The sequence below is a fragment of the Nitrospirota bacterium genome (assembly GCA_030684575.1).
GTDB lineage: Bacteria > Nitrospirota > Nitrospiria > Nitrospirales > Nitrospiraceae > Palsa-1315.
Window position 1 is genome coordinate 1 of the sequence record JAUXVD010000005.1, and the last position, 14,440, is coordinate 14,440.

General features: G+C 53.2%; 30 protein-coding genes. All 30 read left to right on the forward strand.

The annotated features are described in order from the left end of the window. A partial coding sequence (tuf, locus tag Q8N00_02760) for an elongation factor Tu (protein MDP2381706.1) occupies positions 1–141 on the forward strand: 141 nt, incomplete at its 5' end. 27 nt (positions 142–168) lie between these two features. Continuing rightward, a complete protein-coding gene (rpsJ, locus tag Q8N00_02765) occupies positions 169–483 on the forward strand; it encodes a 30S ribosomal protein S10 (protein ID MDP2381707.1) in 315 nt (104 codons plus the stop codon). A gap of 29 nt (positions 484–512) precedes the next feature. Further along, the gene (gene rplC / locus Q8N00_02770; GenBank protein ID MDP2381708.1) at positions 513–1,133 is read left to right on the forward strand and encodes a 50S ribosomal protein L3; all 621 of its coding nucleotides are present in this window, start codon (positions 513–515) and stop codon (positions 1,131–1,133) included. A gap of 3 nt (positions 1,134–1,136) precedes the next feature. Then, entirely contained in the window at positions 1,137–1,760 is a 624-nt protein-coding gene (rplD, locus tag Q8N00_02775) for a 50S ribosomal protein L4 (GenBank protein MDP2381709.1), read from the forward strand. Further along, entirely contained in the window at positions 1,757–2,050 is a 294-nt protein-coding gene (locus Q8N00_02780; protein ID MDP2381710.1) for a 50S ribosomal protein L23, read from the forward strand. Before rplD ends, Q8N00_02780 begins: the two co-directional genes overlap by 4 nt. A 50-nt stretch (positions 2,051–2,100) precedes the next feature. Continuing rightward, positions 2,101–2,925 carry a 50S ribosomal protein L2 gene (gene rplB / locus Q8N00_02785; GenBank protein ID MDP2381711.1) on the forward strand — a complete coding sequence of 275 codons (825 nt, stop codon included), beginning with the start codon at positions 2,101–2,103 and terminating at the stop codon, positions 2,923–2,925. Positions 2,926–2,934: 9 nt separating this feature from the next. Further along, positions 2,935–3,222 (forward strand): 30S ribosomal protein S19, encoded by a 288-nt coding sequence (gene rpsS / locus Q8N00_02790; GenBank protein ID MDP2381712.1) that lies wholly within the window; start codon positions 2,935–2,937, stop codon positions 3,220–3,222. A 44-nt stretch (positions 3,223–3,266) separates the two neighbouring features. Continuing rightward, positions 3,267–3,620: a 50S ribosomal protein L22 gene (gene rplV, locus Q8N00_02795; protein ID MDP2381713.1), complete on the forward strand. Its 354-nt coding sequence runs from the start codon at positions 3,267–3,269 to the stop codon at positions 3,618–3,620. A 56-nt stretch (positions 3,621–3,676) separates the two neighbouring features. Continuing rightward, positions 3,677–4,348 (forward strand): 30S ribosomal protein S3, encoded by a 672-nt coding sequence (gene rpsC, locus Q8N00_02800; protein ID MDP2381714.1) that lies wholly within the window; start codon positions 3,677–3,679, stop codon positions 4,346–4,348. A gap of 14 nt (positions 4,349–4,362) precedes the next feature. After that, the gene (gene rplP, locus Q8N00_02805; GenBank protein ID MDP2381715.1) at positions 4,363–4,776 is read left to right on the forward strand and encodes a 50S ribosomal protein L16; all 414 of its coding nucleotides are present in this window, start codon (positions 4,363–4,365) and stop codon (positions 4,774–4,776) included. 42 nt (positions 4,777–4,818) lie between these two features. Then, the gene (gene rpmC, locus Q8N00_02810; protein ID MDP2381716.1) at positions 4,819–5,040 is read left to right on the forward strand and encodes a 50S ribosomal protein L29; all 222 of its coding nucleotides are present in this window, start codon (positions 4,819–4,821) and stop codon (positions 5,038–5,040) included. Positions 5,041–5,042: 2 nt separating this feature from the next. Further along, positions 5,043–5,309 carry a 30S ribosomal protein S17 gene (rpsQ, locus tag Q8N00_02815; protein MDP2381717.1) on the forward strand — a complete coding sequence of 89 codons (267 nt, stop codon included), beginning with the start codon at positions 5,043–5,045 and terminating at the stop codon, positions 5,307–5,309. Positions 5,310–5,345: 36 nt separating this feature from the next. Beyond that, positions 5,346–5,714 (forward strand): 50S ribosomal protein L14, encoded by a 369-nt coding sequence (gene rplN, locus Q8N00_02820; protein ID MDP2381718.1) that lies wholly within the window; start codon positions 5,346–5,348, stop codon positions 5,712–5,714. Positions 5,715–5,733: 19 nt separating this feature from the next. After that, positions 5,734–6,069, forward strand: coding sequence for a 50S ribosomal protein L24 (rplX, locus tag Q8N00_02825; protein MDP2381719.1), 336 nt, complete (start codon positions 5,734–5,736; stop codon positions 6,067–6,069). Positions 6,070–6,171: 102 nt separating this feature from the next. Next, positions 6,172–6,741, forward strand: coding sequence for a 50S ribosomal protein L5 (gene rplE / locus Q8N00_02830; GenBank protein MDP2381720.1), 570 nt, complete (start codon positions 6,172–6,174; stop codon positions 6,739–6,741). Positions 6,742–6,762: 21 nt separating this feature from the next. After that, on the forward strand, positions 6,763–6,948 hold the full coding sequence (locus Q8N00_02835) for a type Z 30S ribosomal protein S14 (GenBank protein MDP2381721.1): 186 nt from the start codon (positions 6,763–6,765) through the stop codon (positions 6,946–6,948). 74 nt (positions 6,949–7,022) lie between these two features. Beyond that, positions 7,023–7,415 (forward strand): 30S ribosomal protein S8, encoded by a 393-nt coding sequence (gene rpsH, locus Q8N00_02840; GenBank protein ID MDP2381722.1) that lies wholly within the window; start codon positions 7,023–7,025, stop codon positions 7,413–7,415. Between the two features lie 56 nt (positions 7,416–7,471). After that, complete coding sequence (rplF, locus tag Q8N00_02845) at positions 7,472–8,008, forward strand: 50S ribosomal protein L6 (GenBank protein ID MDP2381723.1); 537 nt, start codon at positions 7,472–7,474, stop codon at positions 8,006–8,008. 8 nt (positions 8,009–8,016) lie between these two features. Continuing rightward, positions 8,017–8,382, forward strand: coding sequence for a 50S ribosomal protein L18 (gene rplR / locus Q8N00_02850; protein MDP2381724.1), 366 nt, complete (start codon positions 8,017–8,019; stop codon positions 8,380–8,382). A 59-nt stretch (positions 8,383–8,441) separates the two neighbouring features. After that, positions 8,442–8,951: a 30S ribosomal protein S5 gene (gene rpsE, locus Q8N00_02855; GenBank protein MDP2381725.1), complete on the forward strand. Its 510-nt coding sequence runs from the start codon at positions 8,442–8,444 to the stop codon at positions 8,949–8,951. Then, entirely contained in the window at positions 8,951–9,160 is a 210-nt protein-coding gene (gene rpmD, locus Q8N00_02860; GenBank protein MDP2381726.1) for a 50S ribosomal protein L30, read from the forward strand. Before rpsE ends, rpmD begins: the two co-directional genes overlap by 1 nt. Beyond that, a complete protein-coding gene (gene rplO, locus Q8N00_02865) occupies positions 9,157–9,612 on the forward strand; it encodes a 50S ribosomal protein L15 (protein MDP2381727.1) in 456 nt (151 codons plus the stop codon). The genes rpmD and rplO overlap by 4 nt, the downstream gene beginning before the upstream one ends. After that, complete coding sequence (gene secY, locus Q8N00_02870; protein MDP2381728.1) at positions 9,605–10,924, forward strand: preprotein translocase subunit SecY; 1,320 nt, start codon at positions 9,605–9,607, stop codon at positions 10,922–10,924. Before rplO ends, secY begins: the two co-directional genes overlap by 8 nt. Before the next feature lie 9 nt (positions 10,925–10,933). Further along, entirely contained in the window at positions 10,934–11,590 is a 657-nt protein-coding gene (locus Q8N00_02875; protein ID MDP2381729.1) for an adenylate kinase, read from the forward strand. Then, positions 11,587–12,336, forward strand: coding sequence for a type I methionyl aminopeptidase (gene map, locus Q8N00_02880; GenBank protein MDP2381730.1), 750 nt, complete (start codon positions 11,587–11,589; stop codon positions 12,334–12,336). Before Q8N00_02875 ends, map begins: the two co-directional genes overlap by 4 nt. 30 nt (positions 12,337–12,366) lie before the next feature. Further along, on the forward strand, positions 12,367–12,585 hold the full coding sequence (infA, locus tag Q8N00_02885; protein ID MDP2381731.1) for a translation initiation factor IF-1: 219 nt from the start codon (positions 12,367–12,369) through the stop codon (positions 12,583–12,585). 15 nt (positions 12,586–12,600) lie between these two features. Continuing rightward, positions 12,601–12,714, forward strand: coding sequence for a 50S ribosomal protein L36 (rpmJ, locus tag Q8N00_02890; GenBank protein ID MDP2381732.1), 114 nt, complete (start codon positions 12,601–12,603; stop codon positions 12,712–12,714). A gap of 135 nt (positions 12,715–12,849) precedes the next feature. Continuing rightward, complete coding sequence (gene rpsM / locus Q8N00_02895; protein MDP2381733.1) at positions 12,850–13,230, forward strand: 30S ribosomal protein S13; 381 nt, start codon at positions 12,850–12,852, stop codon at positions 13,228–13,230. A gap of 37 nt (positions 13,231–13,267) precedes the next feature. Then, entirely contained in the window at positions 13,268–13,651 is a 384-nt protein-coding gene (gene rpsK / locus Q8N00_02900; GenBank protein MDP2381734.1) for a 30S ribosomal protein S11, read from the forward strand. Positions 13,652–13,732: 81 nt separating this feature from the next. After that, on the forward strand, positions 13,733–14,359 hold the full coding sequence (gene rpsD, locus Q8N00_02905; GenBank protein ID MDP2381735.1) for a 30S ribosomal protein S4: 627 nt from the start codon (positions 13,733–13,735) through the stop codon (positions 14,357–14,359). Positions 14,360–14,440: the final 81 nt, after the last annotated feature.

Consider the following 14,440-nt stretch of genomic DNA (forward strand, 5'->3'; position numbering starts at 1 on the left):
GAGATGGTCATGCCGGGCGATAATGTGAGTGTGACGGGTGAGCTGATTAGCCCGATTGCGATGGATCAAGGGCTGCGGTTCGCGGTGCGCGAGGGCGGCAAGACTGTCGGTTCTGGCGTCGTCACCGAAATTCTGGCGTAATGATTGGTTGGATGAATAGAGGAATGAATGGTTAAGGTTGAACAAAGAATCAGAATTCGGTTGCGCGGGTTTGATTATCGCGTCCTGGACCAGTCTGTGGCGGAAATCGTCGAGACGGTTCGCCGAAGTGGAGCGAAAATCGTCGGACCGATTCCACTCCCTACGCGCATTGAGAAATTTACGGTGCAAAGTGCGACGCATGCGGACAAAAAAGCTCGTGAGCAGTTTGAGATCAGAACGCACAAGCGTTTGATGGACATCATGGATGCGACACCTGAGACCATGGACTCGCTGATGAAGTTGAATTTGGCTGCTGGCGTAGATGTCGAGATTAAGCTTTAATTGTAGTTGATTGACAAGGAACGTCACACATGACGAACGGGTTATTGGGTAAAAAGCTGGGGATGACCCAGATATTTGATGAGACGAGGTTCACGCCTGTCACCGTCATCGAAGCTGGTCCTTGCCGAGTGGTAACGATCAAGACGAAAGAGCGCGACGGATATGAGTCGGTTCAGTTGTCTTTTGGTGAGGTGAAGGAGCGCAAGCTCTCGAAGGCTGAGCTGGGACACCTGAAGAAGACGGATGCGCCGGCCACGCGCGTTCTGAGAGAGTTTCAGAAGGTTGGCGAGGTAGAGGTGGGGCAATCCATTAAAGTCGATATCTTTAAAAAAGGCGACTGGGTTGATGTCATCGGGATTTCCAAGGGGAAGGGATTTCAGGGTGTGGTGAAACGGCATCATTATGCCGGTGGTCCTGAATCTCACGGCTCAATGTTCCATCGCCATCCTGGTTCGATGGGCGCGAGTTCGTATCCTTCTCGTGTCTGGAAGGGCAAGACCTTGCCTGGACACATGGGCGCGAAGCAGATTACGGTGCAGCGATTGAAAGTTATTGAATCCAGGCCTGATGAGAACTTGCTGTTTGTTCGGGGGGCGATCCCTGGTGCAGCAAATGGACTGATCATGGTGAGAAAGTCGAAGAAGGGGTAGGTCATGCCCACGGTAGATGTTGTTGATTTGAAGAGACAGAAGGTCGGGTCCGTCGAACTTCCTGAGGAAGTGTTTGGCTGCAAGCTGCACACGGCCTTGGTTCATGAAGCGGTGGTGATGCAGCGTGCGTGCGAACGTCAAGGTACGGCATCGACATTGCGACGTGGCGAAGTGGCGGGATCAGGGAAGAAGCCATGGAAGCAGAAGCATACGGGGCGGGCTCGAGCCGGGTCGATCCGCTCACCTGTATGGCGCCACGGCGGGTCGGTATTTGGTCCGAAGCCGCGTGACTATTCCTATAGCATGCCAAAAAAGAAGTATCGCGCTGCGCTTCAGAGCGCGTTATCTGCCAAGTTGGCAGATGGGCAAATTGTGATTGTGTCGAATCTGTCGTTGGATCAGCCGAAAACGAAGCTGTTGGCTCAAGTGCTGACGAACTTTGGGCCCGGTGCATATGCCTTGATTGTGGCTGGCGAGGGACATCCTGGATTGGCTCAAGCTGCAGGTAATTTACCAAACGTATGTGTTGTGGGTCCTGAGGGATTGAACGTCTACGACATTGTTCGGGCTGAGTTGATTCTGATCCCTGAGCGGGAATTGCCGCGGGTGAAGGAGGTCTGGTCATGAAGGCGGGTCTCCATAGCATTCTGTTGCAGCCCTTATTGACGGAAAAGATTACGGCCATGCGGGAAGCCAATAATACCGTGGCTTTCCTTGTTCATCCGGATGCCAACCGTGTCCAGATCAAGCAAGCGGTCGAAACGCTCTTGAAGGTAAAAGTTGAGCGGGTGAATGTGATGAACGTGCGCGGGAAGGTGAAGCGTTTAGGGCGTTTCTCTGGCAAGAGATCAGACTGGAAGAAGGCCTTCGTCAAGCTCAAGCAAGGCGAAAAATTGGAGCTCTACGAGAGCGCATAGCGTGACGCTGCACCGAGATTAACTCGGTGTATTGGAAGGACGACTGTAGCATGGGAATCAAAGTATTTAAGCCGAGAACCCCTGGGCGTCGCGGAATGACCGCGGTGACGACCGAGGATCTCTCGAAGAAGCGACCAGAGAAATCGTTGACCTCGTTCCGTCGCAGCACCGGTGCGCGTAACAACGAGGGGCGGACAACCGTACGATTCCGTGGGGGTGGACATAAGCGCCTCTATCGGAAGATCGATTTTCGTCGAGATAAGAGCGGGATTCCTGGCACCATTGCCGCGCTTGAATACGACCCAAATCGTTCAGCTCGTATTGCCTTGGTGCATTACAAGGACGGAGAGAAGCGGTATATTCTGGCACCAGTCGGCTTGAAGGTCGGGGATGTTGTGCAGGCCGGTCTTGGCACTGAGGTTCGCGTTGGAAATGCCTTGCCATTGTCCAGCATGCCATTGGGTACGACGATCCATAATATCGAGTTGAAGCCTGGTAAAGGCGGACAGCTGATTCGTAGTGCGGGCGGTTCCGCTCAGGTTATGGGCCGCGATGGCGAGTATATTCAGGTGCGACTCAGGTCCGGAGAAATGCGTCGGATTCTTGCGACCTGCATGGCGACGGTCGGGCAGGTTGGCAATACGGACCACGAGAATGTTAGTGTTGGCAAGGCCGGTAGGACGAGATGGAAGGGGCGACGCCCTCATGTGCGCGGTGTCGTCATGAATCCTGTCGACCACCCGCATGGTGGCGGTGAAGGAAAGTCTGGACAGGGTAATCCCCATCCGGTCTCCCCATGGGGTCTCCCGACTAAGGGATATAAGACCAGGAACAATAAGGCGACGGATAAGTTCATTATTTCCCGCCGCAAGTAGGAGTACGCGATGCCGAGGTCTGTAAGTAAGGGCGCATTCGTCGACGATCATCTGCTTGAGAAAGTAGAGCGGATGAATCAGAACAAGGATCGGAAGATCATTAAAACCTGGTCACGACGCTCTACCGTCATTCCAGACATGATCGGACATACCTTCGCGGTTCATAACGGGAAGAAGTTTATTCCTGTGTTTGTGACGGAGAACATGGTGGGGCACAAACTCGGTGAGTTTGCTCCGACCAGATTTTTCAAAGGGCATGGGCATGCCAGGACAGAGAAGTCAGTCGCCCTTAAATAGATGTCAGACCGCGGTCTCGGCAAACTCGATTGGATTGGAATGTTATGGCTGAAGCACAAGCAGTTTTAAAATTTGTCCGTGTCTCCCCGAGAAAAGCTCGTCCGGTGATCGACTTGATCCGCGGGCAGCAAGTTCCGATGGCATTGGCTCTCCTCCGCAATACGCCACGCCAGGCCTGTAAGGTCGTCGAAAAGCTTTTGCGGTCTGCCGTCGCCAATGCGGAGCAAAAAGAGATGGGCGACAGTGATTCCATGGTCGTGTCTAGGGCGTTTGTCGATTGCGGACCGACGCTGAAGCGCTTTCGTGCCCGCTCGCAAGGGCGTGCGAATGCCATTCAGAAGCGCATGAGCCATATTACTGTCGTCGTATCGACGGTAGATGTTAAAGAGAAGCAATAGGTAGCGTCGGCTAACGGAGCCGATTCATTTCCTGGCTGAGTGAGGCATAAGGATTTATGGGTCATAAAACACATCCAATCGGGTATCGACTAGGATACAACGTCAACTGGAGCTCTCGATGGTACGCCAGCAAGGACTATGCGAAGCTACTCCATCAGGATATCAAGATTCGGAAAATGGTCAAGCAGCGTCTTTTTCATGCCGGAGTGGCCAAGATCGAGATCGAGCGATCTGGAGACCAGACCCGTGTGATTATTTCTACCGCGCGTCCTGGTATTATCATTGGTCGAAAGGGTGCCGAGGTTGACAAGCTCAAGGCTGAGTTGGAGAAGATGTATTCCGGACAGGTCTACATTACCGTCAAGGAAATTAAGAAGCCTGAGTTGGACGCCCAGCTGGTTTGTGAAAATGTAGCCACTCAGTTAGAGAAGCGTGTGGCCTTCCGCCGGGCGATGAAACGTAGTGTGCAGTCCGCGCTTCGTCTTGGCGCTCAGGGTATCAAAATCATGGTTGGCGGTCGTCTCGGTGGAGCTGAAATTGCGAGATCTGAATGGTACCGCGAGGGCCGTGTGCCGCTTCATACGCTCAGGGCTGACATCGATTACGGCTTCGCCGAAGCTCACACGACGATGGGGCAGATCGGGATCAAGACTTGGATCTACAAGGGTGAAGTCCTTCCGCTACAGCCTGTTAAAAAAGAATCGCCATTTGAACGCAGAATTGGCTAATTGATGAGGGTATTGTGTTAGCACCAAAGAAAGTTAAGTTTCGCAAAATGATGAAGGGGCGTATGAACGGCAAGGCCTATCGTGGCGGCCAGATTACGCTTGGAGAGTTCGGATTGAAGGCGCTCGAACCGGGCTGGATCACCAGTCGGCAGATTGAGGCAGCGCGTATCGCGATCACTCGTTGCGTGAAGCGCGGTGGTCAGGTCTGGACGAGAATATTCCCAGATAAGCCGATTACCAAGAAGCCGGCTGAAACTCGAATGGGTAAGGGAAAGGGTAATCCGGAGTATTGGGTTGCCGTCGTAAAGCCAGGCAGAATTATGTATGAGATGGACGGTGTGACGCCTGAAGTTGCCAAGGAGGCCTTCCGCTTGGCTTCTCATAAGTTGCCAATTGCCACGAAATACGTTGTTCGCGGCGAGTTTTAATATCGAGTGAATCGGACACAAGGGTAGGGAGCGAGCGCATCCATGGATCTGAAGGAATTACGTCAACTATCGGCACCTGAGCTTGCGGAGAAGTCGCAGCAGCTTACACAGGAGCTTTTTAATCTTCGTTTTCAAATGGGCACCGGGCGGTTAGAGAACCCCATGCAACTGCGAAAGACAAAGCGGTCCATCGCGCAGGTCAAGACGATTCAGCGTGAGCTCGCGCAGGTCGAATCAACTTCTACCACGGCGAAAGGGGCCTGAGGATGGCGGAGTCAGCAAACAAGCGGCGCGAGTGGGTTGGCCGTGTGGTCAGTAATAAAATGGACAAGACCGTCGTAGTCGAGATCGAACGGTCGGTCATACACCCGCTCTATCGAAAGGTACTGCGTCGGGTCACGAAATTCAAGGCCCACGATGAAGCGAACGCATGTAAGGTCGGCGACCGTGTACGCATGGTTGAGACGCGTCCAATCAGTAAAGATAAACATATGCGTGTGATCGAGGTCGTGGAAAAGGGACAGGGAAGCTAGGCGGAGACCGTTTGAAGGGTAGGGGAAACAGGCACTATGATTCAAAGTTATACATACATGGACGTGGCCGACAACTCTGGCGCGAAGCAGGCCATGTGTTTTCATGTGCTCGGTGGCACCAGGCGCCGATATGCGTCTCTCGGAGACATTGTCGTGGTGGCGGTCAAGGAGGCCATCCCTGCGGCAACGGTGAAGAAGGGCGATGTCAGCCGCGCGGTGGTCGTCAGGACGACGAAGGAAGTGCGCCGTGAGGATGGTTCCTATATCAAGTTCGATCGGAATGCCTGCGTACTGATCAATAAAGATGGGGATCCGGTTGGCACGCGTATTTTCGGGCCGATTGCGCGTGAGCTGCGCTGGAAGAAGTTCATGAAGATTATTTCTCTTGCTCCTGAAGTGCTTTAACGAGGGTGGTGACGGCCGGATGAATAAGCAGGCGTTGGCAAAAAGTCGAATTCGTAAGGGCGATGTGGTCGTCGTGATCTCTGGACGCGACCGTGGCAAGTCCGGCAAGGTGCTCTCGGTTGATCCGGGAGTGGGTAAGGTCGTGGTCGAGAAGTTGAATATGATCAAGCGCCACACCAAACCGAATCAGAAAGTCAAGCAAGGTGGCATTCTCGAACGGGAAGCGCCTCTTGCGATCTCCAATGTGATGTACCTGTGTCCTGTGACACAGAAACCAACCCGACTGGGCGTGCGTACGCTCGAAGATGGCAAGCGGGTCCGGTTCAGCAAAAAATCGAACGACTCAGTCGAGTAGGAGTGAGGACGCCAGATGGCGAAGGTTGAATCAGGAAAAGGCAGTAAGACGTCAGAGAAGCGGCCACCCAAGAAAAAAGAAGGGTCGGCTGCCCCTCAGGTGATGGACGAGGCCAGCGAGGAATCCAAGTTTAATCCGCGAATGCGCGAGGCGTACTTGCAGAAAGTTGTACCCGCACTCATGAAAGAGTTCGGTTACAAAAATATCATGCAGGTGCCGAAGGTTGAACGGATTGTGCTGAACGTCGGAATGGGTGAGGCCATTCAGAACGTGAAGCTCTTGGAGAGTGCCGCTGCAGAGCTAGGCTTGATCACCGGTCAGAAGGCTCTTATTACGAAGGCGAAGAAAGCCATTGCGACTTTCAAGCTGCGCCAGGGTATGCCAATCGGCACCAAGGTGACGCTGCGGAGCCGACGCATGTGGGAGTTTCTTGATCGCCTCATCACCCTGTCGTTGCCAAGAATCAGGGATTTTAGGGGTATCTCGCCAAAGTCTTTTGACGGACGAGGCAATTACACTCTTGGGCTGAAAGAACAGCTCATTTTCCCTGAGATTCAGTATGACGAGGTCGCGTCGATCCATGGGATGGACATCACGATCGTCACGACCGCCAAGACGAATGACGAAGGTCGGGCACTATTGAAGCATTTGGGGATGCCATTCCGGACGTAACGTCAAACGAAGGAGCTGTAGGTGTCGAGATTAGCGCTAAGAAATAAATCGTCCGTCAAGGCGAAATTCCCCGTCAGGGACTATCACCGGTGCGGGATCTGCGGCCGCGTACGAGGGTTTTTGCGCCGGTTTAGCATGTGCAGAATTTGTTTTCGATTACTGAGCCTGAAGGGTGAGATTCCTGGGGTTCGGAAGTCGAGTTGGTAGATTATCTGCCTTCCGTGTCGCTGGGCGGTTGATAACCGTCACGAGGCACGAAGAGCGTTGGTGAAAGGGTTGGTATGGTTACAGATCCCATTAGCGATCTATTGGTAAGAATTCAAAACGGACTTCGGCGTCGGCACGAGTCTGTGAGTATGCCGTCCTCCCGCCTCAAGCGAGAGCTTCTTCGGGTGCTCCAGAATGAGGGCTATATTCAGAGCGTCCAGGCGGATATGGCGGATGGCCATCCTGTCCTGAAGGTGCAGTTGCGATATGTGGATGAAGTGCCAGTTGTCACCGGTATGCAACGAGTCAGCAAGCCTGGTCGCCGTGTCTACGTGGGAATCAAGGATATTCCACGAGTCAAGAATGGCATCGGTGTGGCCATCTTGTCGACATCCAAGGGGTTGATGACGGATCAGGAGTCTCGCCGCGCAGGTCTTGGCGGTGAAGTATTGTGCTCGGTGTGGTAAGGGTGAGCGCCAACCAGATTGTCATTGTAGCCGGTTGCTAGAATAACGAGGAATCGATGTCACGCATAGGAATGAAACCAATCCAGATTCCAGCAGGAGTGGATGTTAAAGTTGCTGGCCCTGTTATCTCCGTCAAGGGGCCACTCGGGAAGCTCGATTGGTCGTTGTCTCCAGGTCTTGGGGTCACGATTACGGACGGAGTGCTTACGGTCAATCGCCAGAACGAGGATCGGCATGTCCGTGCGATGCATGGGCTGACCCGCGCAGAGCTAAGTAACATCGTCCAGGGTGTGACAAAGGGTTACGAGCGTAATCTGGAAATCACAGGAGTCGGTTACAAGGTCGCCGTGCAGGGACGGACGATGAGCTTTAACGTCGGCTATATCAATCCGGTCACCTATCCGATTCCCGTTGGCATCGATGTGAAGGTGGATAAGCAGACGCTGATCAATGTGAAGGGAACCGATAAGCGATTGGTGGGCCAGGTTGCTGCAAATTTGAGAGCGATCAAGCCGCCAGACGTCTATAAGCAAAAGGGCGTTCGCTATGCCGGGGAAGTGTTACGTAAGAAGGCTGGAAAGACAGGGAAGTAAGGTGATTCATGAATAGTGCAGATAAAGCAGATCAGTTAACACGTCGGAAGCAGCGGGTGCGCAAACGTGTCGTGGGAACGGCCGAGAGGCCTCGTCTCAACGTATTTCGTAGTAGCTCACATATCTATGCCCAGATTATTGACGATCTTAAGGGTGCCACATTAGCCGCGGCATCTTCCTTGGATAAGTCTCTGCGCACGTCGGTGAAATCTACCGGCAGCATTGATGGGGCAAAAGCCGTTGGAAAGTTGTTGGCTGAACGGGCGAAAGCTGCCAAGGTTCAGGCAGTGGTGTTCGACCGTGGTGGTCGAATGTACCATGGGCGTGTGAAAGCATTGGCTGAAGCATCGCGCGAAGGCGGTCTGCAGTTTTAGGTCGTACCTCGATTCCATAACGGTGCTGGGGCGAGGGGAACAAAGAGGAGAGACGTTACGTGCGAGTTAATCCAGATGAATTAAGCCTGAAAGATAAAGTCGTCTTTATCAACCGCGTCGCGAAAGTCGTTAAGGGTGGAAAGCGATTTAACTTTTGCGCGCTGGTTGTTGTCGGAGATGGACAGGGGTGGGTCGGCATCGGGAAAGGGAAAGCTGCTGAAGTGCCTGTCGCGATTGCGAAGGCGGTTGAGCAGGCTAAGAAGAACCTGGTGCATGTCGCCCTGACGTCTGGAACGATCGCGCATGAGGTGCATGGGCTCTTCGGCGCCGAACATGTTCTCTTGAAGCCCGCGAAGAAGGGGACGGGGATCATTGCCGGTGGCGCAGTCAGAGCGGTAGTTGAGGTCGTCGGTGTGCATAACGTCATCGCTAAGACGCTTGGCCGCGGAAATCCATTTAATGTGGTTCGTGCCACCCTCGACGGCCTCTGTCAGCTGAGAAATGCTGAAGACGTGTTGAAGTTGCGCCGAGGTGCGGTGAGTGATGCACAGAATAGAGTGAGTGCCTAATGCCTACACCGAAGATTCCCAAGATCACGAAAAAAGGGTTTGTGATTACCTTGCGGCGAAGCCCAATTGGCACACCGCAAAAGCATCGACTTGTGTTGAGCGGCCTCGGTTTGAGGAAGATTAGACAGACCGTTACTCGTCCCAATACGCCACAAGTACGAGGGATGATTGACAAAGTTGGATATCTATTGGAAGTGCAGCCACAATGAACTTACATGAGCTCGGTCCTGCAAAAGGATCCAGGAAAAAACGCAAGCGCATTGGACGTGGTCCAGGTTCAGGTCATGGGAAAACGGCGGGTAAAGGCCATAAGGGTCTGTTAGCCAGGTCTGGCGGTCGCGGTCGGCAAGCAGTTGGGTTTGAGGGCGGTCAGATGTCCTTGATTCGACGGGTGCCGAAGCATGGCTTTACCAACATCTTCCGTAAAGAGTTTTCAATTGTGAACCTCAAGAGCTTGAGTGAGATGACGGTGGTCGGCACCATCACGCCGCAGGCGCTGGTTGATGCCGGCTTGGTCAAGCGTAAGTCGTTGCCAATCAAGATTCTTGGGAACGGTGACCTTACGAAAGCGATTGTCGTGCAGGCGCATAAGTTCAGTAAGTCCGCAGAGGCAAAGATTCAAGCAGCTGGAGGGAGAGTCGAGGTCATCCCCGGTGTTTGAGAGACTCCTGACCAGTTTTCAGAATATATTCAAAATTCCCGAGCTACGCACCCGGATCATCTTTACCATGGGGATGTTGGTGGTGTATCGGATCGGGGCGCATATTCCTACGCCTGGAATCAACGGCGAAGCCCTTTCTGAGTTTCTGCAAAAGCAAGGCGGTGCGTTGCTTGGATTTTTGGATATTTTTTCTGGTGGCTCTCTTTCGCGCCTCACGATCCTCGCTCTGGGCATCATGCCCTACATTAGTGCATCGATCATTCTACAGCTGCTGACAGTAGTCGTCCCGCACCTCTCGAAGTTAGCAAAAGAGGGCGAGCGCGGTCGCAAAAAGATTATTCAATACACTCGGTTCGGCACAATCGGGATTGCGGTGATTCAGGGTTTTGGAATTGCCGTGGGGCTCGAGCAGATGAATCAAGGCGCATTTGTGATGACGTCTGGGTGGGGATTCCGCCTGATGACCGTCATCACCTTGACCGCGGGTACCGGTTTCCTGATGTGGCTTGGTGAGCAGATTACCGAGCGGGGTATCGGAAACGGTATCTCGTTGATTATCTTTGCTGGTATCGTTGCACGGTTGCCGGCGGCAGTCGCTCAGACATTTGATTTATATAAGGTCGGTCAGTTAAGCTTCGTCCTCCTGGTCGCCCTTGCACTCTTGATGGTTGTGGTGGTCGCGGCTATTGTCTTTCTTGAGAGTGGACGGCGAAAAGTTCCGGTGCAGTATGCGAAACGTGTTATTGGGCGAAGGGTTTTTGGCGGGCAGAGTACGCACATTCCGCTAAAAATCAACACGGCAGGGGTCATCCCTCCTATTTTCGCGTCATCGATCATTGCGTTTCCGGCAACCATTGCTGGCTTCTTTGAGACACCATGGGTAAAAGCGTTTGGAGCTCAGCTGGCGCCTGGGTCGTTGCTCTATACGTTAATGTACGTCGGACTTATTTTATTTTTCTGTTTTTTTTATACTGCCGTCGTTTTGAACCCTGTGGATATGGCAGATAATATGAAGAAGTATGGTGGCTTTATTCCAGGAATTCGTCCAGGAACGAGAACGTCAGATTATATCTATAAGGTGCTGACTCGTATCACATTTGCGGGATCGATTTATCTTGCGATTGTCTGCGTCATCCCTGAATTTTTGATCTACAAGCTGAATGTGCCATTCTATTTTGGCGGTACGTCATTGCTGATTGTTATTGGTGTCGGCCTCGATACGGCACAGCAGATTGAGTCTCATATGTTGATGCGGAATTACGAGGGGTTTCTCGGTAAGGGGATGGCCCCTCTGCGTGGACGAAATGGTTAAGGGGAAGTGATGCGTGTCGTGTTTCTCGGTGCGCCTGGCGTAGGCAAGGGGACTCAGGCGGAGCGTATCGCATCACAATACCGGCTGGCGAAAATATCGACCGGGGATCTACTCCGGGAAGCCGTTCGTAATCAGACGACGCTAGGACTTGAAGCGAAGAGCTTTATGGATCAGGGGCAATTGGTTCCTGATTCTGTCGTGATCGGGCTAGTCAGGGAAAAGTTAGGTGATTCAAGCTGCGCGAATGGATTTGTTCTGGATGGGTTTCCCCGAACTGTCACGCAAGCGGAAGAGTTGGGGAAGGTGCTTTCTGCGAAATCCACAGCGCTTGATCTAGTTGTGAACTTTCAGGTTTCTCGTGAAGATGTAGTTCGTCGGTTAAGCGGTCGCCGAAGCTGTCCAAAGTGCCAAGCGACGTTCCATGTTGACTTTGCCAAGCCTAAAGTGAATGAGGTGTGCGACCGTTGTGGCGACTCGCTCGTGCAGCGCAACGATGACCGCCGTGATGCGATCGAGACGCGCCTGAAAGTGTATGACGAGCAGACGTCCCCACTTGTCCGTTATTACGATGAACGGCGGCTCTTGTCTTCGGTTGATGCGTCTGGCTCGGTAGACGTTGTCTTTGAGCATCTCGCACGGGTGCTGACACCTTTTCTGGCGCGATGATCATCCTCAAGACGCAGGATGAGATTGCCGTGATGGCTCAGGCGTCATACGTGGTGGCTGAGGTACTTCAGGTTTTGAAGAAAGCAGTTAGGCCAGGCATCACGACCGATGAACTGGACAGGTTAGCTGAAGACGAGATTCGATCGCGTGGTGCACGCCCTGCGTTTAAAGGGTATCGAAGTTATCCCAAGACCCTTTGTGCTTCGGTGAATGAGCAAGTTGTTCACGGGATTCCCTCCAAGCGAGTGCTGAAGGATGGGGACATTATCGGGCTCGACCTTGGTGCGATCGTTGACGGGTTTTACGGAGATTCTGCGGTCACAGTTTCGGTGGGTCAAACGAATGAACGAATCGCCCACCTGGTTCGAGTGACCGAAGAGGCGATGTACCTCGGAATCAAACAAGCGGTAGTGGGGCATCGGTTGTCAGAGATTTCGCATGTGATCCAGCAGCATGTGGAATCAGCTGGCTTCTCGGTCGTCACAGAGTTCGTCGGTCATGGAATCGGTCGACAGCTGCATGAGGAGCCTCAAGTTCCGAACTACGGGAAGCCAGGGCAGGGACCACGGTTGCAGGCAGGGATGGTTCTGGCGATCGAACCAATGGTCAATATGGGTAAGGCTGCCGTCAAGGTGCTTGAGGATCGATGGACTGCGGTGACGGTTGACGGGAGTCTCTCGGCGCATTTTGAGCATACCATTGCGATTCAGCCGAGTGGCCCTCCTCGCATTTTAAGTCAGTTATGATTCAGGTTTGGGCAGAAAGGATAGAGGTACGTGCCGAAAGAAGATGTTATTGAAATTCAAGGCACGGTGAACGAAACGTTACCGAACGCAATGTTTCGAGTGTCGTTAGATAATGGTCATAAAATCCTTGCACATATATCAGGAAAAATGCGCATGCATTTTATCCGTATTCTTCCTGGCGATAAGGTGACTGTCGAACTCTCGCCGTACGACCTGACGCGCGGGCGCATCACCTATCGGTTTAAGTAGGAGCGTGTAACAGACATGAAAGTGAAATCATCCGTCAAGCCGATTTGTGCCAAGTGTAAGGTGGTTCGACGCAAGGGCGTGGTGAGAATTCTCTGTGAGAATCCACGTCACAAGCAGCGACAAGGGTAAGGAGCGCCGCAAGAGGATTGAGCCGATCTCCGTCGCGTCGCGTAGGCCAGTAGGGCTTTCGCAGAACGCGCGCAACAGAGCTTGGCCAGGTACTCAGCGACGAAGAGTGGAAAGCAGTAATCGTAAGGGGGACGTATGGCACGTATTGCCGGAGTAGATTTACCAAAAGACAAGCGGGCGGACATCGGCCTGACCTATGTCTATGGCATCGGGCGGGCGGCCGCAGTCGACATCCTTGGTAAAGCGGGGATCGATGGTTCGATTAGGGTTAAGGATCTGAGCGAAGAGCATATCGTCAAGATTCGTGAAATCATTCAGGAGAGTTATCAAGTCGAAGGCGACTTGAGAAAAACCTTCTCGATGAATATCAAACGATTGATTGATAGCGGTACATATCGGGGGCTGCGCCATCGTAAAGGGCTGCCCGTCCGTGGTCAGCGGACCAAGACGAATGCGCGGACGAGAAAAGGCCGTCGATCCGGTGTGGGAAGCAAACCGAAACCGCCTACGCGTTAGGCGTAGCGCGTGACCGTTACCTGAGTAGGGAGCCTGTATGAGCGTCAAAAAAGGGAAGAAGAAAGAGCGGCGGATCGTGACGAGCGGAGTGGCCCACGTTCAGGCCTCTTTCAATAACACGATCGTCACCATCACCGACATGAGCGGAAACACCATCGTGTGGGCGAGCTCGGGAAACCAAGGGTTCAAGGGGTCGCGCAAGAGTACGCCCTTTGCGGCTCAGCGTGCGGGCGAGGCTGCTGCGCGTAAGGCGATGGAGTGCGGGATGCGGCAAGTGGATGTCTACGTGAATGGGCCTGGATCCGGCCGTGAATCGGCGATTCGGTCCATTCAAGCGGCTGGAATGCGGATCAATATGATTCGTGATGTGACCCCGATTCCTCACAATGGCTGCCGTCCTCCTAAGCGGCGGCGAGTCTAGCCAGGAATATCGGGAGAGTCGAGTACACGAGAATTGTTGGGCGCACCCACGTGGTGATGTCCGGTAACCGGAGGTAGAGCAGTGGCAAAGTATCGCGGTCCCGTCTGTCGGTTGTGCCGTCGAGAGGGTGAGAAGTTGTTTCTGAAAGGCTCACGCTGTATGACGGAAAAATGTGCCATCGAGCGTCGCGCCTATCCTCCAGGACAACATGGGCAAAAGCGTCCGAGGAACTCAGAGTACAGCACCCAGCTCAGGGAAAAACAGAAGTTGCGCAGAATTTATGGCTTGATGGAATGCCAATTCCGCGGTGTCTTTGAGAAGGCGGAGCGCCAAACTGGCATTACCGGCGAAGTGCTTTTACGATTATTGGAATGTCGCTTGGATAATGTGGCCTATCGATTAGGGTTCGGCGCCTCGAGAAAAGAAGCCAGACAACTCGTGAGCCACGGGCATTTAACCATGAATGGCCGAAAAATCAATGTGCCAGGCGCTCAGGTAAAGGCTGGCGATATTATCAGCATTCGTGAGCGAAGCCGCACGTTGATCTCGATTCAAGCTGCCTTAGAGGCGGTAGATGGCCGAGGCATTCCAGAGTGGCTCGAGCTAGACAAGACGGCGTTTAAAGGTGTGGTCCGTGCGCTGCCGTCCAAGGATCAGATTACACTACCGGTCAACGAACAGATGGTGGTGGAGTTGTATTCCAGGTAGGTGCGGATTTGTGGACGGGTTTAGCTCTCTGCGGTGCGCTGGTGCCGTTCAGTGGCTGTCTACTCGATGAGATGAAGGGGG

Coding starts and splice junctions, on each gene's coding strand:
- rpsH (MDP2381722.1), top strand. CDS start 7,023: ATGGTTACAGATCCCATTAGCGATCTATTGGTAAGAATTCAAAACGGA.
- rpmJ (MDP2381732.1), top strand. CDS start 12,601: ATGAAAGTGAAATCATCCGTCAAGCCGATTTGTGCCAAGTGTAAGGTG.
- rplD (MDP2381709.1), top strand. CDS start 1,137: ATGCCCACGGTAGATGTTGTTGATTTGAAGAGACAGAAGGTCGGGTCC.
- rpmD (MDP2381726.1), top strand. CDS start 8,951: ATGCCTACACCGAAGATTCCCAAGATCACGAAAAAAGGGTTTGTGATT.
- rpsK (MDP2381734.1), top strand. CDS start 13,268: ATGAGCGTCAAAAAAGGGAAGAAGAAAGAGCGGCGGATCGTGACGAGC.
- rplN (MDP2381718.1), top strand. CDS start 5,346: ATGATTCAAAGTTATACATACATGGACGTGGCCGACAACTCTGGCGCG.
- map (MDP2381730.1), top strand. CDS start 11,587: ATGATCATCCTCAAGACGCAGGATGAGATTGCCGTGATGGCTCAGGCG.
- Q8N00_02780 (MDP2381710.1), top strand. CDS start 1,757: ATGAAGGCGGGTCTCCATAGCATTCTGTTGCAGCCCTTATTGACGGAA.
- rplR (MDP2381724.1), top strand. CDS start 8,017: ATGAATAGTGCAGATAAAGCAGATCAGTTAACACGTCGGAAGCAGCGG.
- rplX (MDP2381719.1), top strand. CDS start 5,734: ATGAATAAGCAGGCGTTGGCAAAAAGTCGAATTCGTAAGGGCGATGTG.
- rplO (MDP2381727.1), top strand. CDS start 9,157: ATGAACTTACATGAGCTCGGTCCTGCAAAAGGATCCAGGAAAAAACGC.
- rplF (MDP2381723.1), top strand. CDS start 7,472: ATGTCACGCATAGGAATGAAACCAATCCAGATTCCAGCAGGAGTGGAT.
- rpsM (MDP2381733.1), top strand. CDS start 12,850: ATGGCACGTATTGCCGGAGTAGATTTACCAAAAGACAAGCGGGCGGAC.
- Q8N00_02875 (MDP2381729.1), top strand. CDS start 10,934: ATGCGTGTCGTGTTTCTCGGTGCGCCTGGCGTAGGCAAGGGGACTCAG.
- rplC (MDP2381708.1), top strand. CDS start 513: ATGACGAACGGGTTATTGGGTAAAAAGCTGGGGATGACCCAGATATTT.
- rpsQ (MDP2381717.1), top strand. CDS start 5,043: ATGGCGGAGTCAGCAAACAAGCGGCGCGAGTGGGTTGGCCGTGTGGTC.
- rplE (MDP2381720.1), top strand. CDS start 6,172: ATGGACGAGGCCAGCGAGGAATCCAAGTTTAATCCGCGAATGCGCGAG.
- rplV (MDP2381713.1), top strand. CDS start 3,267: ATGGCTGAAGCACAAGCAGTTTTAAAATTTGTCCGTGTCTCCCCGAGA.
- rplB (MDP2381711.1), top strand. CDS start 2,101: ATGGGAATCAAAGTATTTAAGCCGAGAACCCCTGGGCGTCGCGGAATG.
- rpsC (MDP2381714.1), top strand. CDS start 3,677: ATGGGTCATAAAACACATCCAATCGGGTATCGACTAGGATACAACGTC.
- rpsJ (MDP2381707.1), top strand. CDS start 169: ATGGTTAAGGTTGAACAAAGAATCAGAATTCGGTTGCGCGGGTTTGAT.
- rpsS (MDP2381712.1), top strand. CDS start 2,935: ATGCCGAGGTCTGTAAGTAAGGGCGCATTCGTCGACGATCATCTGCTT.
- rpmC (MDP2381716.1), top strand. CDS start 4,819: ATGGATCTGAAGGAATTACGTCAACTATCGGCACCTGAGCTTGCGGAG.